Consider the following 16,151-nt stretch of genomic DNA (forward strand, 5'->3'; position numbering starts at 1 on the left):
GGTGACCGGGTGGGGCACCCGCCCCACCCCACGGGTCACAACGTGGTCATGCCGCCGTCCACGGCGAACACCGCACCGGTGGCGAACGCCGACTCGTCGCTGGCCAGGAACACCATGACGCCCTCGAGGTCACCGGTCGTGCCGGCCCGGCCCATTGGGATCCGGCCCACGATCGCGGCCCGCGCCCCGGGGTCGGCGGTGAGGGTGCTGACCAGACCGGTCTCGGTGTAGGGCGGCACGACGGTGTTCACCCGGATGCCCCGCCGGGCGTAGGCGGCGGCGACCGTGCGGCCCAGCCCGTGCATGCCGGCCTTGGACGACGCGTAGGCGGTAAACTCCGCGCCCTCGCCGCGGACCGCGGTGGGGCTGCCGGTCAGGACGACCGAGCCGCCGCCGACGGTCAGCATGCCGCGGACCGCGTGCTTGATGGTCAGGAAGGCGCCGGTCAGGTTGACCTCGTGGGTGCGCCGCCAGACGTCGAGGTCGAGGTCGGCGACCTCGGCGTCCTGTCCGAACAGCTGCACGCCGGCGTTGACGACGACGACGTCGGGGACCCAGCCGTCCGCGGCCAGCGTGGCGAACCCGCCCGCCACGCTGTCCTCGCCGGTGACGTCCATCGGCACCGCCCGCCCGCCCGACGCCGCGGCGGCCGCCTCGGCCCCTGCGGCGTCGCGGTCGGCGTAGGCGACCCGCGCTCCCTCGGCGGCGAACCGGTCGGCCACCGCCCGCCCGATGCCGGCGGCAGCTCCGGTGACCAGTGCCGTCTTGCCCGTCAATCGCCCACTCACGTCCGCAGTCTGTCCCGCGCCCCCCGGGGCACCGGCACCCGTCTGCCAACCACCGGCACGCCGCTGTCCGTCGCATGCGCGCCTCGTCGAAGATCGAGGCGCGGGCTCCAGCGGCGACCCAGCGGACGGCCGGTCGCCCCGACGCCGGACCCGCGTGGGCATGGGGCGCTCCAGCCAGGACGCCATCCGTCGCGTGCTGCCTCTTCGTCCCCGATGACAGGACAGCCATGCGCCGCATCCCGTTCACGACCGGCTGGCAGACCCGCCGGCACGCCAACTCCTTCGCCGAGATGGTCGGCGCCGCGGCGCCCTGGCGGGACGTGACCCTGCCGCACGACGCGACCCTGGGTGAGACCCGCGACCCCGTCCACGGCGCCGGCCGCGGCTACTTCCCCGGCGGCGTGTACGAGTACCGGGCGACGCTCCCCGCGCCCGCGGAGTACGCCGACCGCCGCGTCCTGCTCGAGTTCGAGGGCGTCTACCGGCGAGCGACGGTCTCCGTGAACGGCGCCCTGGCCGGCCACTGGGCGTCGGGCTACACCGGCTTCGCCGTGCCGCTCGACGACGTCCTCCGGTACGGCGAGGACAACGAGGTGCGGGTCGTGTGCCGGTCCGCCGAGGACTCCCGCTGGTACGCCGGCGCCGGGATCCACCGGCCGGTGCACCTCGTCGTCGGCGACCTGCTGCACGTGGCGCTCGACGGCGTCCGCGTCACCACCGAGGACGTCGACGCCGACCTCGCCGTGATCGAGGTCGTGACGACCGTGGAGAACGACCGGCCGCGGCTGGCCACCGTCGAGGCGGTCACCGAGGTCCGCGACGCCGCCGGCGCGGTCGTCGCCACCGACCGGGCGCCGGTCACCGTGCGGCCCGGTGAGCCGGCGGTCGTGCGCCAGCGCCTCGTCGTCCGCGAGCCCGTCCTGTGGGGTCCCGGCTCGTCGGCCCTGTACACCGCCACGGTGCAGCTCCGCGACGGCGACGCGGTCGTCGACGACGGGACGGCGACCTTCGGCATCCGGACGATCTCGGTCGACCCGGTGCGCGGCCTGCGCGTCAACGGCGAGAAGGTGCACCTGCGCGGGGCCTGCGTGCACTCCGACAACGGCGTCCTCGGCTCGGCCACCATCGACCGCTCCGACGAGCGGCGGGTGGAGCTGCTGCAGGCGGCCGGCTTCAACGCCCTGCGCAGCGCCCACAACCCGATGAGCCGGGCGATGCTCGAGGCCTGCGACCGGCTCGGCGTCCTGGTGATGGACGAGCTGAGCGACGTGTGGACCGAGAGCAAGTCCGATTTCGACGCCGCACTGGACTTCCCCGAGTGGTGGCAGCGCGACGTCGCCGCGATGGTGCGCAAGGACGCCAACCACCCCAGCGTGGTCATGTACTCGATCGGCAACGAGATCCCCGAGCTCGCCACCCCGCAGGGCGCGCTGTGGTCCCGGCGGCTGGCCGAGGAGGTGCGCCGCCTCGACCCGACCCGGCTCGTGACCAACGGCGTCAACGGGATGCTCGCCGTCATCGGGGAGGCCAGGGCCGGCGCCGAGGCCGGGGGCGGCATCAACACGATGCTGTCGGACATGGGCGGCTTCATGCGGGAGCTGTCCGGGTCGGAGCTGGTCGGCCGGCGGACGGCGGAGTCCTTCGCGGTGCTCGACGTGGCCGGCCTGAACTACATGGACGCCCGCTACGAGGCCGACCGTCAGGTCTTCCCGAACCGCGTCGTCGTGGGCAGCGAGACCTTCCCGGCCGACATCGACCGGCTGTGGCCGCTGGTCCGCGACAACCCGCACGTGATCGGCGACTTCACCTGGACCGGCTGGGACTACCTCGGCGAGGTGGGCATCGGCCGGGTCGCCGACGTCGAGGACCCGACCGCCCGCCAGCTCAACGGCCCGTACCCGTGGCTGCTCGCCCACGTCGGCGACATCGACGTCACGGGGCACCGGCGGCCGGCGTCCTACCACCGCGAGATCGTCTTCGGCCTCCGGCGCGACCCCTACGTCGCGGTGCTGCGGCCGGAGCGCTCCGGCCGGGAGACCGTGTCGACGCCGTGGGCCTGGAGCGACACCGTCGGCAGCTGGGCCTTCCCCTCCGGGACCGAGGGGACGCCGCTGACGGTCGAGGTCTCCAGCGACGCCGAGGAGGTCGAGCTGCTGCTCGACGGCGAGTCACTGGGCACCGCGAAGGCGGGGGAGGCCAACCGGTTCCGGTCGGAGTTCACGGTGACCTGGGCGCCCGGCGAGCTCACCGCCGTCGCCCGCACCGGCGGGGAGGAGACGGGCCGGTTCTCGCTGCGGGCGGCGGAGGGACCGGTCGCGCTGGCCGCCGTCGCCGACCGCGGGGTCATCCGGGCCGACGGCACCGACCTCGCGTACGTGGACCTGGCGCTGCAGGACGCCGCCGGCACCGTGGCGCTCGGCGTCGACCGCGAGGTCACCGTCACCGTCGAGGGACCCGGCGTGCTCGCCGGGTTCGGTAGCGCGGCACCGGCGACCGAGGAGTCCTACCTCGACGAGGTGCACACCACGTTCGACGGCCGCGCGCTCGCCGTCGTCCGCCCCACCGGCCCGGGGACCATCACCCTCACCGCCTCGGCGCCGGGCTGCGGGCGCGTGACCGCGACCGTCGAGGCGCGCTGACCGGGCTCCTCTACGGTGCCGGCATGACGGACGGGGAGCTGCGCGTGCAGCCGTGGCACGCCGGCGCGTGGACGACCGCCCCCGCCGCCGTCGCCGAGGACGGGCCGGACGTGGTGGTGACCGCCGTCGAGGGCAGCGACGCGTGGCGGCACACCGCCTACGGGTTCGTGCACGACGACGCGCACGCGCTCCTCGCCCCGTTGGCGTCCCCGGGCGCGGTCGAGGTGACGTTCGACGTTGGGTGGGACGGGCAGTTCGACCAGGCCGGGTGGTGCTGCGGGCCGACGAGCAGACCTGGCTCAAGGCCGGTGTGGAGATGACCGACGGCGCCGCCCACGTCGGCGCCGTCGTCACGCTGGGCCGCTCGGACTGGTCGCTGGCACCGGTGCCGGAGTGGGCCGGCCGCCGGGTCACCGTCCGGGCCAGCCGTGCCGGGGACGCGGTCACCGTCCGCGCGCGGGTCGACGACGAGGCGTTCCGGCTGGTCCGGGTCGCGTCCTTCCCGCCGCACCCCGCGGTGCGGGCCGGGCCCTATTGCTGCGCACCCACCCGCAGTGGCCTCGTCGTGCGTTTCCGGCGGTGGGCGGTCGGCCCGGCGGACGCCGCGCTGCACTGAGCGGCGCTGCCACTGGATGGCAGCCGCGAGGACGGTGCGGTCCGCGGCACAGCAGGATCGGGTGGTGACCTCCGCCACGCCCCCCGACCGGTCCTCCCTCGACGCGCTGCCCCTCGAGACGAGGGCGGCGTTGCTGTCCGGGCAGGACTTCTGGTCCACGCCGGCGGTCGAGGAGGCCGGGCTGCCCTCGGTGGTGCTCACCGACGGCCCGCACGGGGTGCGCCGCCAGGAGGGGGACTTCGACCGGATCGGCCTCCTGCGGAGCGTCCCGGCCACCTGCTTCCCCCCGGCGGTCGGCGTCGGGTCGAGCTGGGACCCGGACGTCGCCGAGCGGATCGGCGCCGCGGTCGGCCGGGAGGCCCGCGCGCTCGGCGTGCCCGTCGTCCTCGGCCCGGGCGTCAACATCAAGCGGTCCCCGCTGGGCGGGCGGAACTTCGAGTACTACTCCGAGGACCCGCTGCTCACCGGCGTGCTCGGCGCGGCCCACGTCCGCGGCCAGCAGGCGGAGGGGGTCGGCGCCTCGGTCAAGCACTTCGCGGCCAACAACCAGGAGACGCAGCGCATGCAGGTCAGCGCCGACGTCGACGAGCGCACGCTGCGCGAGATCTACCTGCCCGCCTTCGAGCGGATCGTCACCGAGGCGCGGCCGGCCACGGTCATGTGCGCCTACAACAGGCTCAACGGCGTCTACGCGTCGCAGAACCACTGGCTGCTCACCGAGGTGCTGCGCGAGGAGTGGGGCTTCGAGGGCGTCGTCGTCTCGGACTGGGGCGCCGTCGACGACCGGGTCGCGGCGCTGGCCGCCGGCCTGGACCTGCAGATGCCCGGCGACCACGGCGCGGGCAACCGGCTCGTCGTCGAGGCGGTCCGCGCCGGGGAGCTCGACGAGGCGCTCGTCGACCGCAGCGTGCGGCGGGTGGCCGCGCTCGCCGACCTGGTGACCGAGCCGACCGAGGCCTTCGACGCCGACGCCCACCACGCGCTGGCCCGGGAACTGGCGGCGCAGTGCGCGGTGCTGCTGAAGAACGACGGCGGCGTGCTGCCGCTGGCGCCGGACGCCCGGGTCGCCGTCGTCGGGGAGTTCGCCCGCACGCCCCGCTGCCAGGGCGGCGGGAGCTCGAACGTCAACGCCACCCGCGTCGACGACGCGCTGACCGTCCTGGGGGAGGCGCTACCCACCGTGTCCTCCGCCCCCGGTTTCTCCCTCGACGGCTCGGGCGACGCCGCCGCGCTGCGCGAGGAGGCCGTGGCGCTCGCCCGCGACGCCGACGTCGCCGTCGTCTTCGCCGGGCTGGCCGAGTCCGACGAGTCCGAGGGCTTCGACCGCACGACGATCGACCTGCCCGCCGTCCAGGTGGAGCTGATCCGCGCGGTGGCCGCGGCCGCCCCACGCACGGTCGTCGTCCTGTCCTCCGGCGGCATCGTGTCCCTGGAGGGCTGGCACGACGACGTCGACGCGATCCTGGCCGGGTTCCTGCTCGGCCAGGCCGGCGGCAGCGCGCTGGCCGACCTGCTCACCGGCGCGGTGAGCCCGTCCGGGCGGCTGGCCGAGTCGATCCCGCTCCGCCTGGAGGACACCCCCAGCCACCTGAACTTCCCCGGCGAGCAGGGGCACGTCCGCTACGGCGAGGGCGTGATGGTCGGCTACCGCCACTACACGACCGTCGACCGGACGGTGCGGTACCCGTTCGGCCACGGGCTCGGCTACACGACCGTCGAGACCTCCGGCCTGCGGGTGACGGCGACCGGCGACGACACCGCCACCGTCGCGGTGACCGTGACCAACACCGGCGAGCGGGCCGGTCGGCACGTGGTGCAGGTCTACGTCGCGACGACGGCCGGCCCGGTGCGCCGCCCGGCGCGGGAGCTGCGCGCGTTCACGAAGGTGCCGCTGGAGCCCGGGGAGTCGCGGACGGTGGAGCTGGCGCTGGACCGCCGCGCGTTCGCCTACTGGGACGTCCGCGAGGGCGGCTGGGTGGTGGCGCCGGGGGAGTACGCGGTGCAGGTCGGCGCGAGCGCCGCCGAGGTCCTGGCCGAGGAGACGCTGACCCTGGCGGGCGACACGGTCGTCCCCGAGCTCACGCTGGGGTCGTCGGTGGCCGAGTGGTTCGAGCACCCGGTCGTGGGGCCCCAGCTGCTCGAGGGCTTCCTCGCGTCCATGCCGGACGGCGCCGCCGAGATGCACGCCGGGATGCTGCAGATGATCGGGTCGATGCCGATGCGCCGGTTCGCCGCCGACTTCGGCGCCGCCATCCCGCCCGCCGAGCTCGACCGCCTGGTCGCCGTCGCCCGGGAGGCCCGAGCCGGCTGACCACCCGACCGTGCCCGCGGATCTGCCCGGTGCAGATCCGCGGAAGTGCACGGAGGGACGGCGGTCAGCGGCGGCCGGACAGCTCTCCGGCGCGGCTCCGCACGGCGGCCACGAGTTCCGCGTCGTCGGCGAGTGCGGGATCCAGGGTGGCCAGGACGGCGGGGACGGCCTCGGCCGGCGGCCGACCGCCGAGGGCCCGGAGCTCGTCGGCGCGGAGGTCGCGCACCGGTGCACCGGTACCGCGCAGGTGCAGCAGCCACGCGGCCAGGACGGTGACCGCGACGTCGGGAAGCCGGCCGGCGGCCCGCTCCGCGCGGAGGACCGGCAGCAGACGGACGGGGAGCTTCTGCGAGCCGTCGCCGGCGATCTGCGCCAGCGCGTGGCGCATCCGCGGGTTGGCGAAGCGCTCGATCAGCGCCGCGCAGTACTCCTCCGCCCGCTCGCGGCCGAGGAGCAGGTGGGGTGTGCACAGCGCCCACCACCGCTGCAGCAGGTCGAGGCAGTGCGGGTCGCGCACCGCCTCGTCGACGGTGGCGTGCCCGCGCTGCGACCCCACGTAGGCCAGCAGGGAGTGCCCGCCGTTGAGCAGCCACAGCTTGCGCTGCTCGTAGGGCGTCACGTCGTCGGTCACCACCGCGCCGGCGGTCTCCCACGCGGGCCGGCCACCCGGGAAGGCCCCCGAGACGACCCACTCGCTGAACGGCTCGGTCACCACGGGGGCCGCGTCGTCCACCCCGGTGGCGGCCAGGACGGCGGCGCGGTCGGCGTCGGTCGGGGCGGGGGTGATCCGGTCGACCATCGTGGTGGCCGTCGAGACGGCGGCGTCGAGCCAGGGGAGCAGCGAGGGGTCGACGGCCCCGGCCAGGTCGCGCAGGACGCGGTCGAGCACCCGTCCGTTCTCCGGCAGGTTGTCGCAGGGGACGAGCGCGAGGGCGCCGGCGTCCGCGGCGCGGCGGGCGAGCAGCCCGGCCACGATGCGCGCGGGAGCCGTGACGACGGGCGCGCGCGGGTCCTCCCGCAGTGCGGCGACGTCGCGGACCACGGCCGGGTGTGCGGAGTCCAGCCCGCCGCCGGGCGCCCGCAGGTACCCGGCCTCGGTGACGGTCGTGGTCAGCACCCGGACGTCGGGCGAGGCGACGGCGCCCAGCCACGCGTCGTGGTCCCCGCCGGGGACGGCCCGGGCGAGGGAGCCGACGGTGGCGAAGGCGTCGCCGTCGGCCCCGCGGGTGACCAGCGTGTAGAGCCCGTCCTGGGCGGAGAGGGCCTCGGCGAGGTCCGGACGACGCCCGGTGAAGGCGGCGATGCCCCACCCGTCGCCGTCGGCCGCGCGGTCGGTGTACCAGGCCTGGTGGGCGCGGGAGAACGCGCCGAGGCCCAGGTGGACGACGCGGACGGGCGGCGGTGGCGCGCTGCGGCGCAGGCGGGCGGTCACAGCTTGAACACCTCGCGCGGGCGGCCGGCGACCAGGTCGACGGCGGTCTCGAGCGCCTCGTCCTCGTCCAGGACGTGCTCGGCGACGAGCTGGGCCAGGGAGCCGCTGTCCAGCCGGCGGGACATGTCGTGGCGGGCGGGGATCGAGCAGAAGGCCCGGGTGTCGTCGATGAACCCCGAGGTCCGGCGGAACCCGGCGGACTCCGTGACCGCGCGGCGGAACCGGCGGACCGCCTCGGGGGCGTCGAGGAACCACCACGGTGCCCCGACGTAGACCGACGGGTAGAAGCCGGCGAGCGGTCCGAGCTCGCGGGAGAACACGGTCTCGTCGAGCGTGAAGAGCACCAGGTGCAGCGCCGGGTGGGTGCCGAAGCGCTCCAGCAGCGGCCGCAGGGGGTCGGTGAACTCGGTCCGCAGCGGGATGTCGTGCCCGGTGTCCGGCCCGAAGCGCTCGGCCGTGGGGGAGTGGTGGTTGCGCCGGACGCCGGGGTGCAGCGTCATCACCAGCCCGTCGTCGCACGACATCCGGGCCATCTCCAGCAGCATGTGCCGGCGCAGCGCGACGCACTCCGCCCGCGTCGCCGTCCCGGCCAGCGCCGCGCGGTAGCCGCGCTCGGGGTCGTCCAGCGGCTCGGTGCCGACGTCCTCGTGGCTGTGGTCGGCCGAGGTCGCCCCGTGCGCGCGGAAGTGCTCGCGGCGCCGCTCCATCGCGGCCACCCAGCCGGCGTAGCTGCCGGTGTCGACGCCGCTCACCTCGCCCAGTCGGGCGACGGCGTCGGCCCAGCCGGGGGCCGCGGCCTCGAGGTACCGGTCGGGGCGGAAGGTCGGGACGACGCGGCCGGGGAAGGACGGGTCGGCGGCCAGTCCCGCGTGCGCGGCGAGGTCGTCGCACGGGTCGTCGGTGGTGGCGAGGACCTCGATGCCGAAGCGCTCGAACAGCGCCCGCGGGCGGTAGGCGTCCTTGGTCAGCCGCTCGGCGACCCGGTCGTAGACGTCGTCCGCCGTCGCGGCCGAGGGGCGGACCGTCACGTCGAAGACCTCGGCGAGCGCCGACTCGAGCCAGTAGCGGCTGGGCGTGCCGGCGAACACCGGCCAGTGCTCGCACAGCCGTCGCCACACCGCGCGTGCCTCCGCCTCCGGCAGCGGCCCGTGGCCGACGCCCAGGTCGGACAGGGACACCCCGTTCGCGTGCAGCAGCCGGGTGACGTAGTGGTCGGGGGTCACGAACAGGGCGGCCGGGTCGGAGAACGGGACGTCGTCGGCCAGCGTTCGAGGGTCCACGTGCCCGTGCGGCGAGAGGATCGGCAGGTCCCGCACGGCGTCGTAGAGGCGGCGCGCGATCGAGCGGACACCGGGCTCTGCCGGCAGCAGCCGGTCGGGGTGCGGCGCGAGGGCGCCGGGGGCTGGCATGCCCGTCATGCTGGGTGTTGCGCGGATCACGCGGCAATCGGTTGCCGCGAGTTGTCGCCACGCGCCCGTCCCGGTTGCCACATGTTCCCGTGGCACCTTGTCGCCCGGACGTCGTCCGGCGGAGGGTGGGCGCGTGACGACCACCGTCGACCCCGTCGTCGACCTCCCGACCACCGCCGCGCTCGTCGGCGGACCCGATTCGGTCCTGACCGACGCGCAGGTGACCGCCTTCGTCCGGGAGCAACTGGCCGCGCACGACCTCGACGGCCGCAGCGTCTGCATCGTGGTGCCGGACGCCACCCGCAGCTGCCCGCTGCCGCTGCTCCTGTCCGCGGTGCACGGCGCGCTGACCGGCCGGGCGAGCCGGATGACGGTGCTGATCGCGCTGGGCACGCACGCCCCGATGACGGAGGCGCAGCTGGCGCGTCACCTGGGTTACCCGGCCGGTGACCTGGCCGTGCGCTATCCCGGGACGACCGTGCTCAACCACGAGTGGGACGACCCGGAGACGTTCGTGTCGCTCGGCCGGATCCCCGCCGAACGGGTGGCGGAGCTCTCCGAGGGCCGGCTGCACGAGGGCGTCGACGTCCGCCTCAACCGTGCCGTGGTCGAGCACGACGTCGCGCTCGTCGTCGGGCCCGTCTTCCCGCACGAGGTGGTCGGTTTCTCGGGCGGCAACAAGTACTTCTTCCCGGGCGTCGCCGGCCAGGAGATCATCGACCTGTCGCACTGGCTGGGTGCGCTCATCACCAGCGCCGACATCATCGGCACCCGCGGCACCACTCCCGTCCGCGCGCTGATCGACGAGGCCGCGGCGCTCGTGCCGGCGCAGAAGCTGGCGCTCTGCGTCGTCGCGCAGTCCGGCAGCGGTGCCCTGCACGCCGCCGCCTTCGGGGACCCGCAGGCCGCGTGGTCAGCGGCGGCCGACGTCTCGGCCCAGACCCACGTCCGGTACCTGGACGCCCCGGTGCGCCGGGTGCTGTCGGTCGTCCCCGAGAAGTACGACGACATGTGGACCGCGGCCAAGGGCTTCTACAAGGTCGAGCCGGTGGTCGCCGACGGCGGCGAGGTGGTGCTCTACGCGCCGCACATCACGCAGATCTCGGCCGTGCACCCGGAGATCGAGCAGATCGGGTACCACTGCCGCGACTGGTTCGTGGGGCAGTGGGAGCAGTACCGGCACCTGCACTGGGGCGTCCTGGCGCACTCCACCCACCTGCGCGGCGCCGGCACCTGGGACGCCGAGCACGGCGAGCGCTGCCGGGTGCGCGTGGTCCTCGCGACCGGCATCCCGGAGGACGTCGTCCGGGTCGCCGCCCTCGAGTACCTCGATCCCGCCGACGTCGACCTCGCGGCCTACCGCGCGGACCCGGACACCCTCGTCGTCCCCGAGGCCGGGGAGGTCCTCTTCCGCCTGCGCTGAGCGGTGGAGCCCCGCACCACGAGGCGGACCGGCAGGACCAGGGGCGCACCGGTGTGGCCCGCCGCGCCCTGCACCATCGCCAGCAGGTGCCGGACGGCGGTCGTGCCCTCGGCGCGCAGCGGAGCGGCCACGGTGGTGAGGCCGGGGGTCACCAGGGCGGCGGCGTCGATGTCGTCGAAGCCGGCCACGCTCACGTCCCGCGGGACGCGCAGCCCCTGGGCGGTGAGTCCGCGCAGGAGCCCGATGGCCTGCTGGTCGTTGTAGGCCACGACCGCGGTGGCCGACCGACCGCGCAGCTCCCCGGCGGCCCGCAGACCCCCGGGCACGTCGGGCGTGCACGGGCCGTGCCGGCGTACCTGCAGGCCGAGGTCGGCGGCCGCCTCGCGCAGCGCGGTCCACCGGGCGCCGTCGGCCCACGACGCCTCCGGACCGGCGACGTAGGCGAGCGACTCGTGCCCGAGCCCCGCCAGGTGCTCGGCCACCAGCCGCGCGCCCCGCTCGTTGTCGGTCACCACGCAGGGCACGTCGACGACGGCCCGGTTGAGCACGACGACGGGCTTCTGCTTGGCGAGCATCCGGATGGCCGAGTCCGACATCCGCGACCCGGCCAGCACCACCCCGTCGACGACGGACAGGATCCGCTCCAGCGAGGCGCGCTCGCGGACCCCCGACTCCTGGGCGTCGGCGAGCAGCACGGTGTACCCGGCGTCCCCCGCCGCGGCCTGCGCACCCCGGATGACCTCCGCGAAGACCGGGTTGGTCACGTCGGGCACGGCCAGCGCCAGCATGTGCGTGCGGGTGGTCACGAGTGCCCGCGCCAGCGGGTTGGTCCGGTAGCCGAGCCGGCCGGCCGCCTCCCGGATCCGCTCGGCCGTCGCGGCGTTCACCCGGCCCGGCCGCGAAAAGGCGCGGGAGACGGTCGAGGCGGCGACACCGGCCTCGCGGGCGACGTCGTAGATGGTCACCGGGCGACTCGGGGACGGTCCGCCCTCGGTGCGGGACACCTGCCGTCCCCCTTCCAACAACACATGGCAACCGATTGCCTCGGCTCCGGCCAGTGTGACCTACTGCGGACGTGCTGAGGCCGCAGGACAGTGCCACCCGGGAACGCCGGCGCCTGGACGGCCTGTGGCGGTTCGCGATCGACCCGTCCGGCGCGGGCCGGGAGCAGGGCTGGTGGCGCCGGCCCCTGGCGGACGCCCGGGACGTGCCCGTGCCGGCCAGCTACAACGACGTCTTCGCCGACCCGGCGATCCGGGACCACGTCGGCGACGCCTGGTACCAGACCACCGTGCGGGTGCCCCGCGGTTGGGGCGGCCAGCGGGTGGTGCTCCGCTTCGACGCGGCCACCCACCGCGCCGTCGTCTGGGTGGACGACGTCGAGGTCGCCCGGCACGAGGGCGGCTACACGCCGTTCGAGGCCGACGTGACCGCGCACGCCCGGCCGGGGGAGGAGTTCCGGCTCACCGCCGTCGTCGACAACCGGCTCACCTGGGAGTCGGTGCCTCCCGGCATCGTCGAGGACACCCCCGCGGGACCGCGGCAGACCTACTTCCACGACTTCTTCAACTACGCGGGCCTGCACCGGTCGGTGTGGCTGTACAGCACCCCGCCCGCCCGGATCGACGACCTCACCGTGGTCACCGGACTACGGGGGACGACGGGCACCGTGGACTACCGGGTGGACGTGGCCGGCGCGGACGGGCTCGGCGTCCGAGTCGTCCTCCGGGACGACGACGGCACCGAGGTCGCCTCCGGCAGCGGCACGGCCGGCATCCTGACCGTCGAGGACGTGCACCCCTGGCGGCCCGGCGAGGGTCACCTCTACGACCTGCGGGTGGAGCTGACCGACGGCACCGACGTCGTGGACTCCTACTCGCTGCCGGTGGGGATCCGCACCGTGGAGGTGCGGGGCACGCAGTTCCTGGTCAACGGGGAACCGTTCCGCTTCCGCGGCTTCGGGAAGCACGAGGACGCGCCCTTCCGCGGCAAGGGCCACGACGACGTGCTGATGGTCCACGACTTCGCGCTCCTGGACTGGTGCGGTGCCAACTCCTTCCGGACGTCGCACTACCCCTACGCCGAGGAGGTCCTGGACTACGCCGACCGGCACGGGATCGTGGTCATCGGCGAGGCGGCCGCCGTGGGGCAGAACCTGGCGCTGATCGGCGGCATCTCCGGCAGGCAGATGGCGCCGACCTTCTCCCCGGAGACCATCTCCGCCGCGGGCCAGGAGACCCACGCCCAGGCCATCCGCGAGCTCGTGGCGCGGGACAGGAACCACCCGAGCGTCGTGCTGTGGAGCATCACCAACGAGCCGGAGGCCGACACCGAGGCCGCCGAGGAGTACTTCCGGCCGCTGTTCGAGCTCACCCGCGAACTCGACCCGACCCGCCCGGTCGGCCACGTGAACGTCTTCCTCGCCCGGCACGGCGAGGACCGGCTCGCGCAGTACGCCGACGTCGTCATGCTCAACCGCTACTACGGCTGGTACGCCTTCACCGGCGACCTCGCGACGGCCGAGACCGTCTGGCAGGCCGAGCTCGAGCAGTGGGCCACCGACGGCAAGCCGATCATCGTCACGGAGTACGGCGCCGACACCGTCGCGGGCCTGCACTCGGTGGTGCCCGAGCCGTGGAGCGAGGAGTACCAGGTGGCCTACCTGGAGATGAACCACCGCGTCTTCGACCGGGTCGACGCCGTGGTCGGCGAGCACGTGTGGAACTTCGCCGACTTCGCGACGAAGTCCGGGATCACCCGCGTCGACGGCAACAAGAAGGGCGTGTTCACCCGGGACCGCCGGCCCAAGGCCGCGGCCGCGGTGCTGCGCCGTCGCTGGCGGGAGGCGAGCGGGTGAACGGGGTCCTCGCGGCGTTGCGGGCCTGGTTCGCCGACGTGCCCGCGGTCGCGGTGGCGTGCAGCGGCGGCGTCGACAGCCTCACCCTGGCCACGGTCGCGCACCGTGCCGCACCCGGGACGACGCTCGTCGTGCACAGCGTCACCCCCGCCGTGCCCGCCGCCGCGACCGCCCGGGTGCTCGCGCTGGCCGCGGACGAGGGCTGGGACCTGCGGCTGGTCCGCTCCCGGGAGTTCGAGGACGCGCGCTACCTCGCCAACCCGCGGGACCGGTGCTGGTCCTGCAAGTCGCACCTGTACGACGCGATCACCGAGCTGGCCGGCGTCGTCGACGGGCGGACGACGCTGGTCAGCGGCGCCAACCTCGACGACCTCGCCGAGTACCGCCCGGGCCTGGTCGCGGCGGCCGAGCGCGGGGTGCGCCACCCCTACGTCGAGGTCGGCATGGGGAAGGCCGACGTCCGGCGCACGGCCGCCGCCCTCGGTCTCGACTGCGCCGACCTCCCGGCCTCGCCCTGCCTGGCCAGCCGGCTCTACACCGGCACCGCCGTCACCCCGGCGCGGCTGCGCGCGGTCGAGGTCGGCGAGGCGCTGCTCACCGCCCGCACCGGGGCGGCGGTCGTCCGCTGCCGGATCCGCGAGGACGTCGTCCGGGTCGAGGTCCCCGACGCCGACCGCGCCGCCGTCACCGGCACCGTCCTGGCCGACGTGCTCACCGCCATGTGCGCGCTGGCACCGGACCTGCGGACGGCGGTGCTCGACGACGAGGCCTACCGGCCCGGGCGCGCCTTCACCCTCACGCCGGTGGCGCGGTGAACGACCCCGGCTACACCGACCTCGGGTTCGCGAAGGTCGACACCGACCGGCTGCGCCGGACCGGCGACCCCGAGGTCGTGTTCGGGCAGGGCAAGACCCCCGACGAGGTCGTGGCGATCGTCGCGACGCTCGCCGCGGCGTCCGGGGACCGGCCGGTGCTCGTGACCCGCGCCGGCCCGCGGACCGTCGCCGCCCTCCTCGACCGGTGGCCGGACGCCACCGTCGACGGGACCACGGTCGTGGTGGGCGCCTTCGCACCGCCCGCAGGCACCGTCGCGGTCGTCAGCGCCGGCACCTCGGACGCACCCGTGGCCGCGGAGGCCGCGCTCACCGTCCGCGCCTGCGGGGCCGGCGTCGTCCGGGTGACCGACGTCGGGGTGGCCGGCCTGCACCGGGTGCTCGCCGCCCGGCCGGTGCTCGACGACGCGGACGTGGTCGTCGTCGTGGCCGGCATGGAGGGGGCGCTGCCGAGCGTCGTCGGCGGGCTGGTCGGGACGCCGGTGGTCGCGGTGCCCACCAGCGTCGGCTACGGCGCCAGCTTCGGCGGGCTGTCCGCGCTGCTCGGCATGCTCAACTCCTGCGCGCCCGGCGTGGTGGTCTGCAACATCGACAACGGCTTCGGGGCAGGGGTCTTCGCCGCCCGGGTCGCGCGCAGCATCGCCGGCGGGCGACCGTGACCCGGACCGGCTGGCTGGACCTCGGCGCCGGCGTCGCCGGGGACATGCTGCTCGGGGCGCTCGTGGGGGCCGGCGTCCCGCTGGACACCGTCCGCTCGGCCCTGGCGCCGCTGGACCTGGCGATCGCGCTGCGCGCCGAGGACGTGCGGCGCGGGGGACTCGCCGCCGTCCGCGTCGTCGTCGACGTGCCGGAGGAGGGTCAGCCGCACCGCACCTGGGCCGACGTCCGGCTGCTGCTGGACCGGCTGCCCGAGCCGCTGCGCTCGACGTCGACGGCGGTGTTCGCCGCGCTGGCCCGCGCGGAGGCGGCCGTGCACGGCGTCGCCGAGGACGAGGTGCACTTCCACGAGGTCGGCGCGCTGGACGCGGTCGCCGACGTCGTCGGGGTGTGCGCCGGGCTGGCCGCGCTGGGGCTCGACGAGCTCGTGGCCTCGCCGGTCACCGTCGGCAGCGGTTCGGTGCGCACCGCGCACGGCGCCCTCCCGGTGCCGGTGCCGGCCGTGGTGGCGCTGCTGGCCGCGGCCGGCGCACCGGCGCGGGGCGGGTCGTTCCCGGGCGAGCAGGCCACGCCCACCGGCGTCGCGCTGGTGACCGTGCTCGCCGACCGGTTCGGGCCGATGCCGGCGATGCGCCCGTCCGGCTGGGGTGCCGGCGCCGGGACCCGCGACCCCGCCGACCGGGCGAACGTCGTCCGGCTGGTGGTGGGGGAGGGTCAGGCGGCGGACCCGCCGGGCGCCCTGCTGCTGGAGAGCGCCGTCGACGACCTCGACCCGCGGGTGTGGCCCCTGGTCCTCGCCGCACTGCTGGCGGCCGGAGCGCACGACGCGTGGCTGACGCCGGTGCTGATGAAGAAGGGCCGGCCCGGGCACGTGGTCGCCGCGCTGGCACCGCCGGCCGCCGCCGCGCCGGTGCGCGGCGTGCTGTTCCGGGAGACCACGACGCTCGGTGTGCGGGAGACGGCGGTCGCCCGGACGGTGCTCGACCGCGAGTTCCGGCAGGTCGACGTCGACGGTCAGATCGTGGCGGTGAAGCTCGGCCTGCTCGACGGCGCCGTGGTCAACGCGATGCCGGAGTTCGAGGACGTCGTCCGCGCGGCGCAGGGACTCGGGCTGCCGGTCGAGCAGGTGCTGGCCCGCGCCCGCGGGCTGGCGCAGGACCTGCTCGGCGGCTGAGCACTCGTCCGT

Annotated in this window: 11 protein-coding genes and 1 pseudogene; 8 read left to right on the top strand and 4 right to left on the bottom strand. The window is 75.6% G+C overall.

Annotation, left to right across the window (positions count from 1 at the left end):
- Positions 1-35: 35 nt before the first annotated feature.
- Positions 36-788, bottom strand: a complete 753-nt coding sequence (locus BM165_RS11105) for an SDR family NAD(P)-dependent oxidoreductase (RefSeq protein WP_075013618.1) — start codon at positions 786-788, stop codon at positions 36-38.
- A 227-nt stretch (positions 789-1,015) separates the two neighbouring features.
- Between BM165_RS11105 and BM165_RS11110 the strand changes: the two genes are divergently transcribed.
- The 3 genes and pseudogenes from BM165_RS11110 to BM165_RS11120 all read left to right on the top strand — a co-directional run bounded on the left by BM165_RS11110 (position 1,016) and on the right by BM165_RS11120 (position 6,354).
- Positions 1,016-3,427: a glycoside hydrolase family 2 TIM barrel-domain containing protein gene (locus BM165_RS11110; RefSeq protein ID WP_075013619.1), complete on the top strand. Its 2,412-nt coding sequence runs from the start codon at positions 1,016-1,018 to the stop codon at positions 3,425-3,427.
- Between the two features lie 23 nt (positions 3,428-3,450).
- Positions 3,451-4,043 (top strand): annotated as a pseudogene (locus BM165_RS11115) (DUF1349 domain-containing protein).
- Positions 4,044-4,107: 64 nt separating this feature from the next.
- Positions 4,108-6,354 (top strand): glycoside hydrolase family 3 C-terminal domain-containing protein, encoded by a 2,247-nt coding sequence (locus tag BM165_RS11120; protein WP_075013863.1) that lies wholly within the window; start codon positions 4,108-4,110, stop codon positions 6,352-6,354.
- Between the two features lie 64 nt (positions 6,355-6,418).
- On the opposite strand, the gene BM165_RS11125 is transcribed toward BM165_RS11120, so the two are convergent.
- The gene (locus BM165_RS11125) at positions 6,419-7,786 is read right to left on the bottom strand and encodes a mannitol dehydrogenase family protein (protein ID WP_075013620.1); all 1,368 of its coding nucleotides are present in this window, start codon (positions 7,784-7,786) and stop codon (positions 6,419-6,421) included.
- Complete coding sequence (gene uxaC, locus BM165_RS11130) at positions 7,783-9,195, bottom strand: glucuronate isomerase (protein ID WP_143108128.1); 1,413 nt, start codon at positions 9,193-9,195, stop codon at positions 7,783-7,785. The genes BM165_RS11125 and uxaC overlap by 4 nt, the downstream gene beginning before the upstream one ends.
- 133 nt (positions 9,196-9,328) lie before the next feature.
- Between uxaC and BM165_RS11135 the strand changes: the two genes are divergently transcribed.
- A complete protein-coding gene (locus tag BM165_RS11135) occupies positions 9,329-10,618 on the top strand; it encodes a lactate racemase domain-containing protein (protein WP_075013622.1) in 1,290 nt (429 codons plus the stop codon).
- On the opposite strand, the gene BM165_RS11140 is transcribed toward BM165_RS11135, so the two are convergent.
- Positions 10,552-11,583, bottom strand: a complete 1,032-nt coding sequence (locus BM165_RS11140) for a LacI family DNA-binding transcriptional regulator (RefSeq protein WP_244274170.1) — start codon at positions 11,581-11,583, stop codon at positions 10,552-10,554. The genes BM165_RS11135 and BM165_RS11140 overlap by 67 nt on opposite strands.
- Positions 11,584-11,693: 110 nt before the next feature.
- On the opposite strand from BM165_RS11140, the gene uidA reads away from it, so the two are divergent.
- The 4 genes from uidA to larC are packed head-to-tail and all read left to right on the top strand — an operon-like array spanning position 11,694 to position 16,139.
- The gene (gene uidA / locus BM165_RS11145; protein ID WP_075013624.1) at positions 11,694-13,475 is read left to right on the top strand and encodes a beta-glucuronidase; all 1,782 of its coding nucleotides are present in this window, start codon (positions 11,694-11,696) and stop codon (positions 13,473-13,475) included.
- Positions 13,472-14,290, top strand: coding sequence for an ATP-dependent sacrificial sulfur transferase LarE (locus BM165_RS11150; RefSeq protein WP_244274171.1), 819 nt, complete (start codon positions 13,472-13,474; stop codon positions 14,288-14,290). Before uidA ends, BM165_RS11150 begins: the two co-directional genes overlap by 4 nt.
- Positions 14,287-14,967, top strand: a complete 681-nt coding sequence (larB, locus tag BM165_RS11155; protein WP_075013625.1) for a nickel pincer cofactor biosynthesis protein LarB — start codon at positions 14,287-14,289, stop codon at positions 14,965-14,967. Before BM165_RS11150 ends, larB begins: the two co-directional genes overlap by 4 nt.
- On the top strand, positions 14,964-16,139 hold the full coding sequence (gene larC / locus BM165_RS11160) for a nickel pincer cofactor biosynthesis protein LarC (RefSeq protein WP_075013626.1): 1,176 nt from the start codon (positions 14,964-14,966) through the stop codon (positions 16,137-16,139). Before larB ends, larC begins: the two co-directional genes overlap by 4 nt.
- Positions 16,140-16,151: the final 12 nt, after the last annotated feature.

The sequence above is a fragment of the Geodermatophilus obscurus genome (genome assembly GCF_900115395.1).
Classification (GTDB): domain Bacteria; phylum Actinomycetota; class Actinomycetes; order Mycobacteriales; family Geodermatophilaceae; genus Geodermatophilus; species Geodermatophilus obscurus_B.

Excerpts from the sequence above, each read along its gene's own strand:
- uxaC (WP_143108128.1), bottom strand. The coding sequence starts at position 9,195 with ATGCCAGCCCCCGGCGCCCTCGCGCCGCACCCCGACCGGCTGCTGCCG.
- BM165_RS11110 (WP_075013619.1), top strand. The coding sequence starts at position 1,016 with ATGCGCCGCATCCCGTTCACGACCGGCTGGCAGACCCGCCGGCACGCC.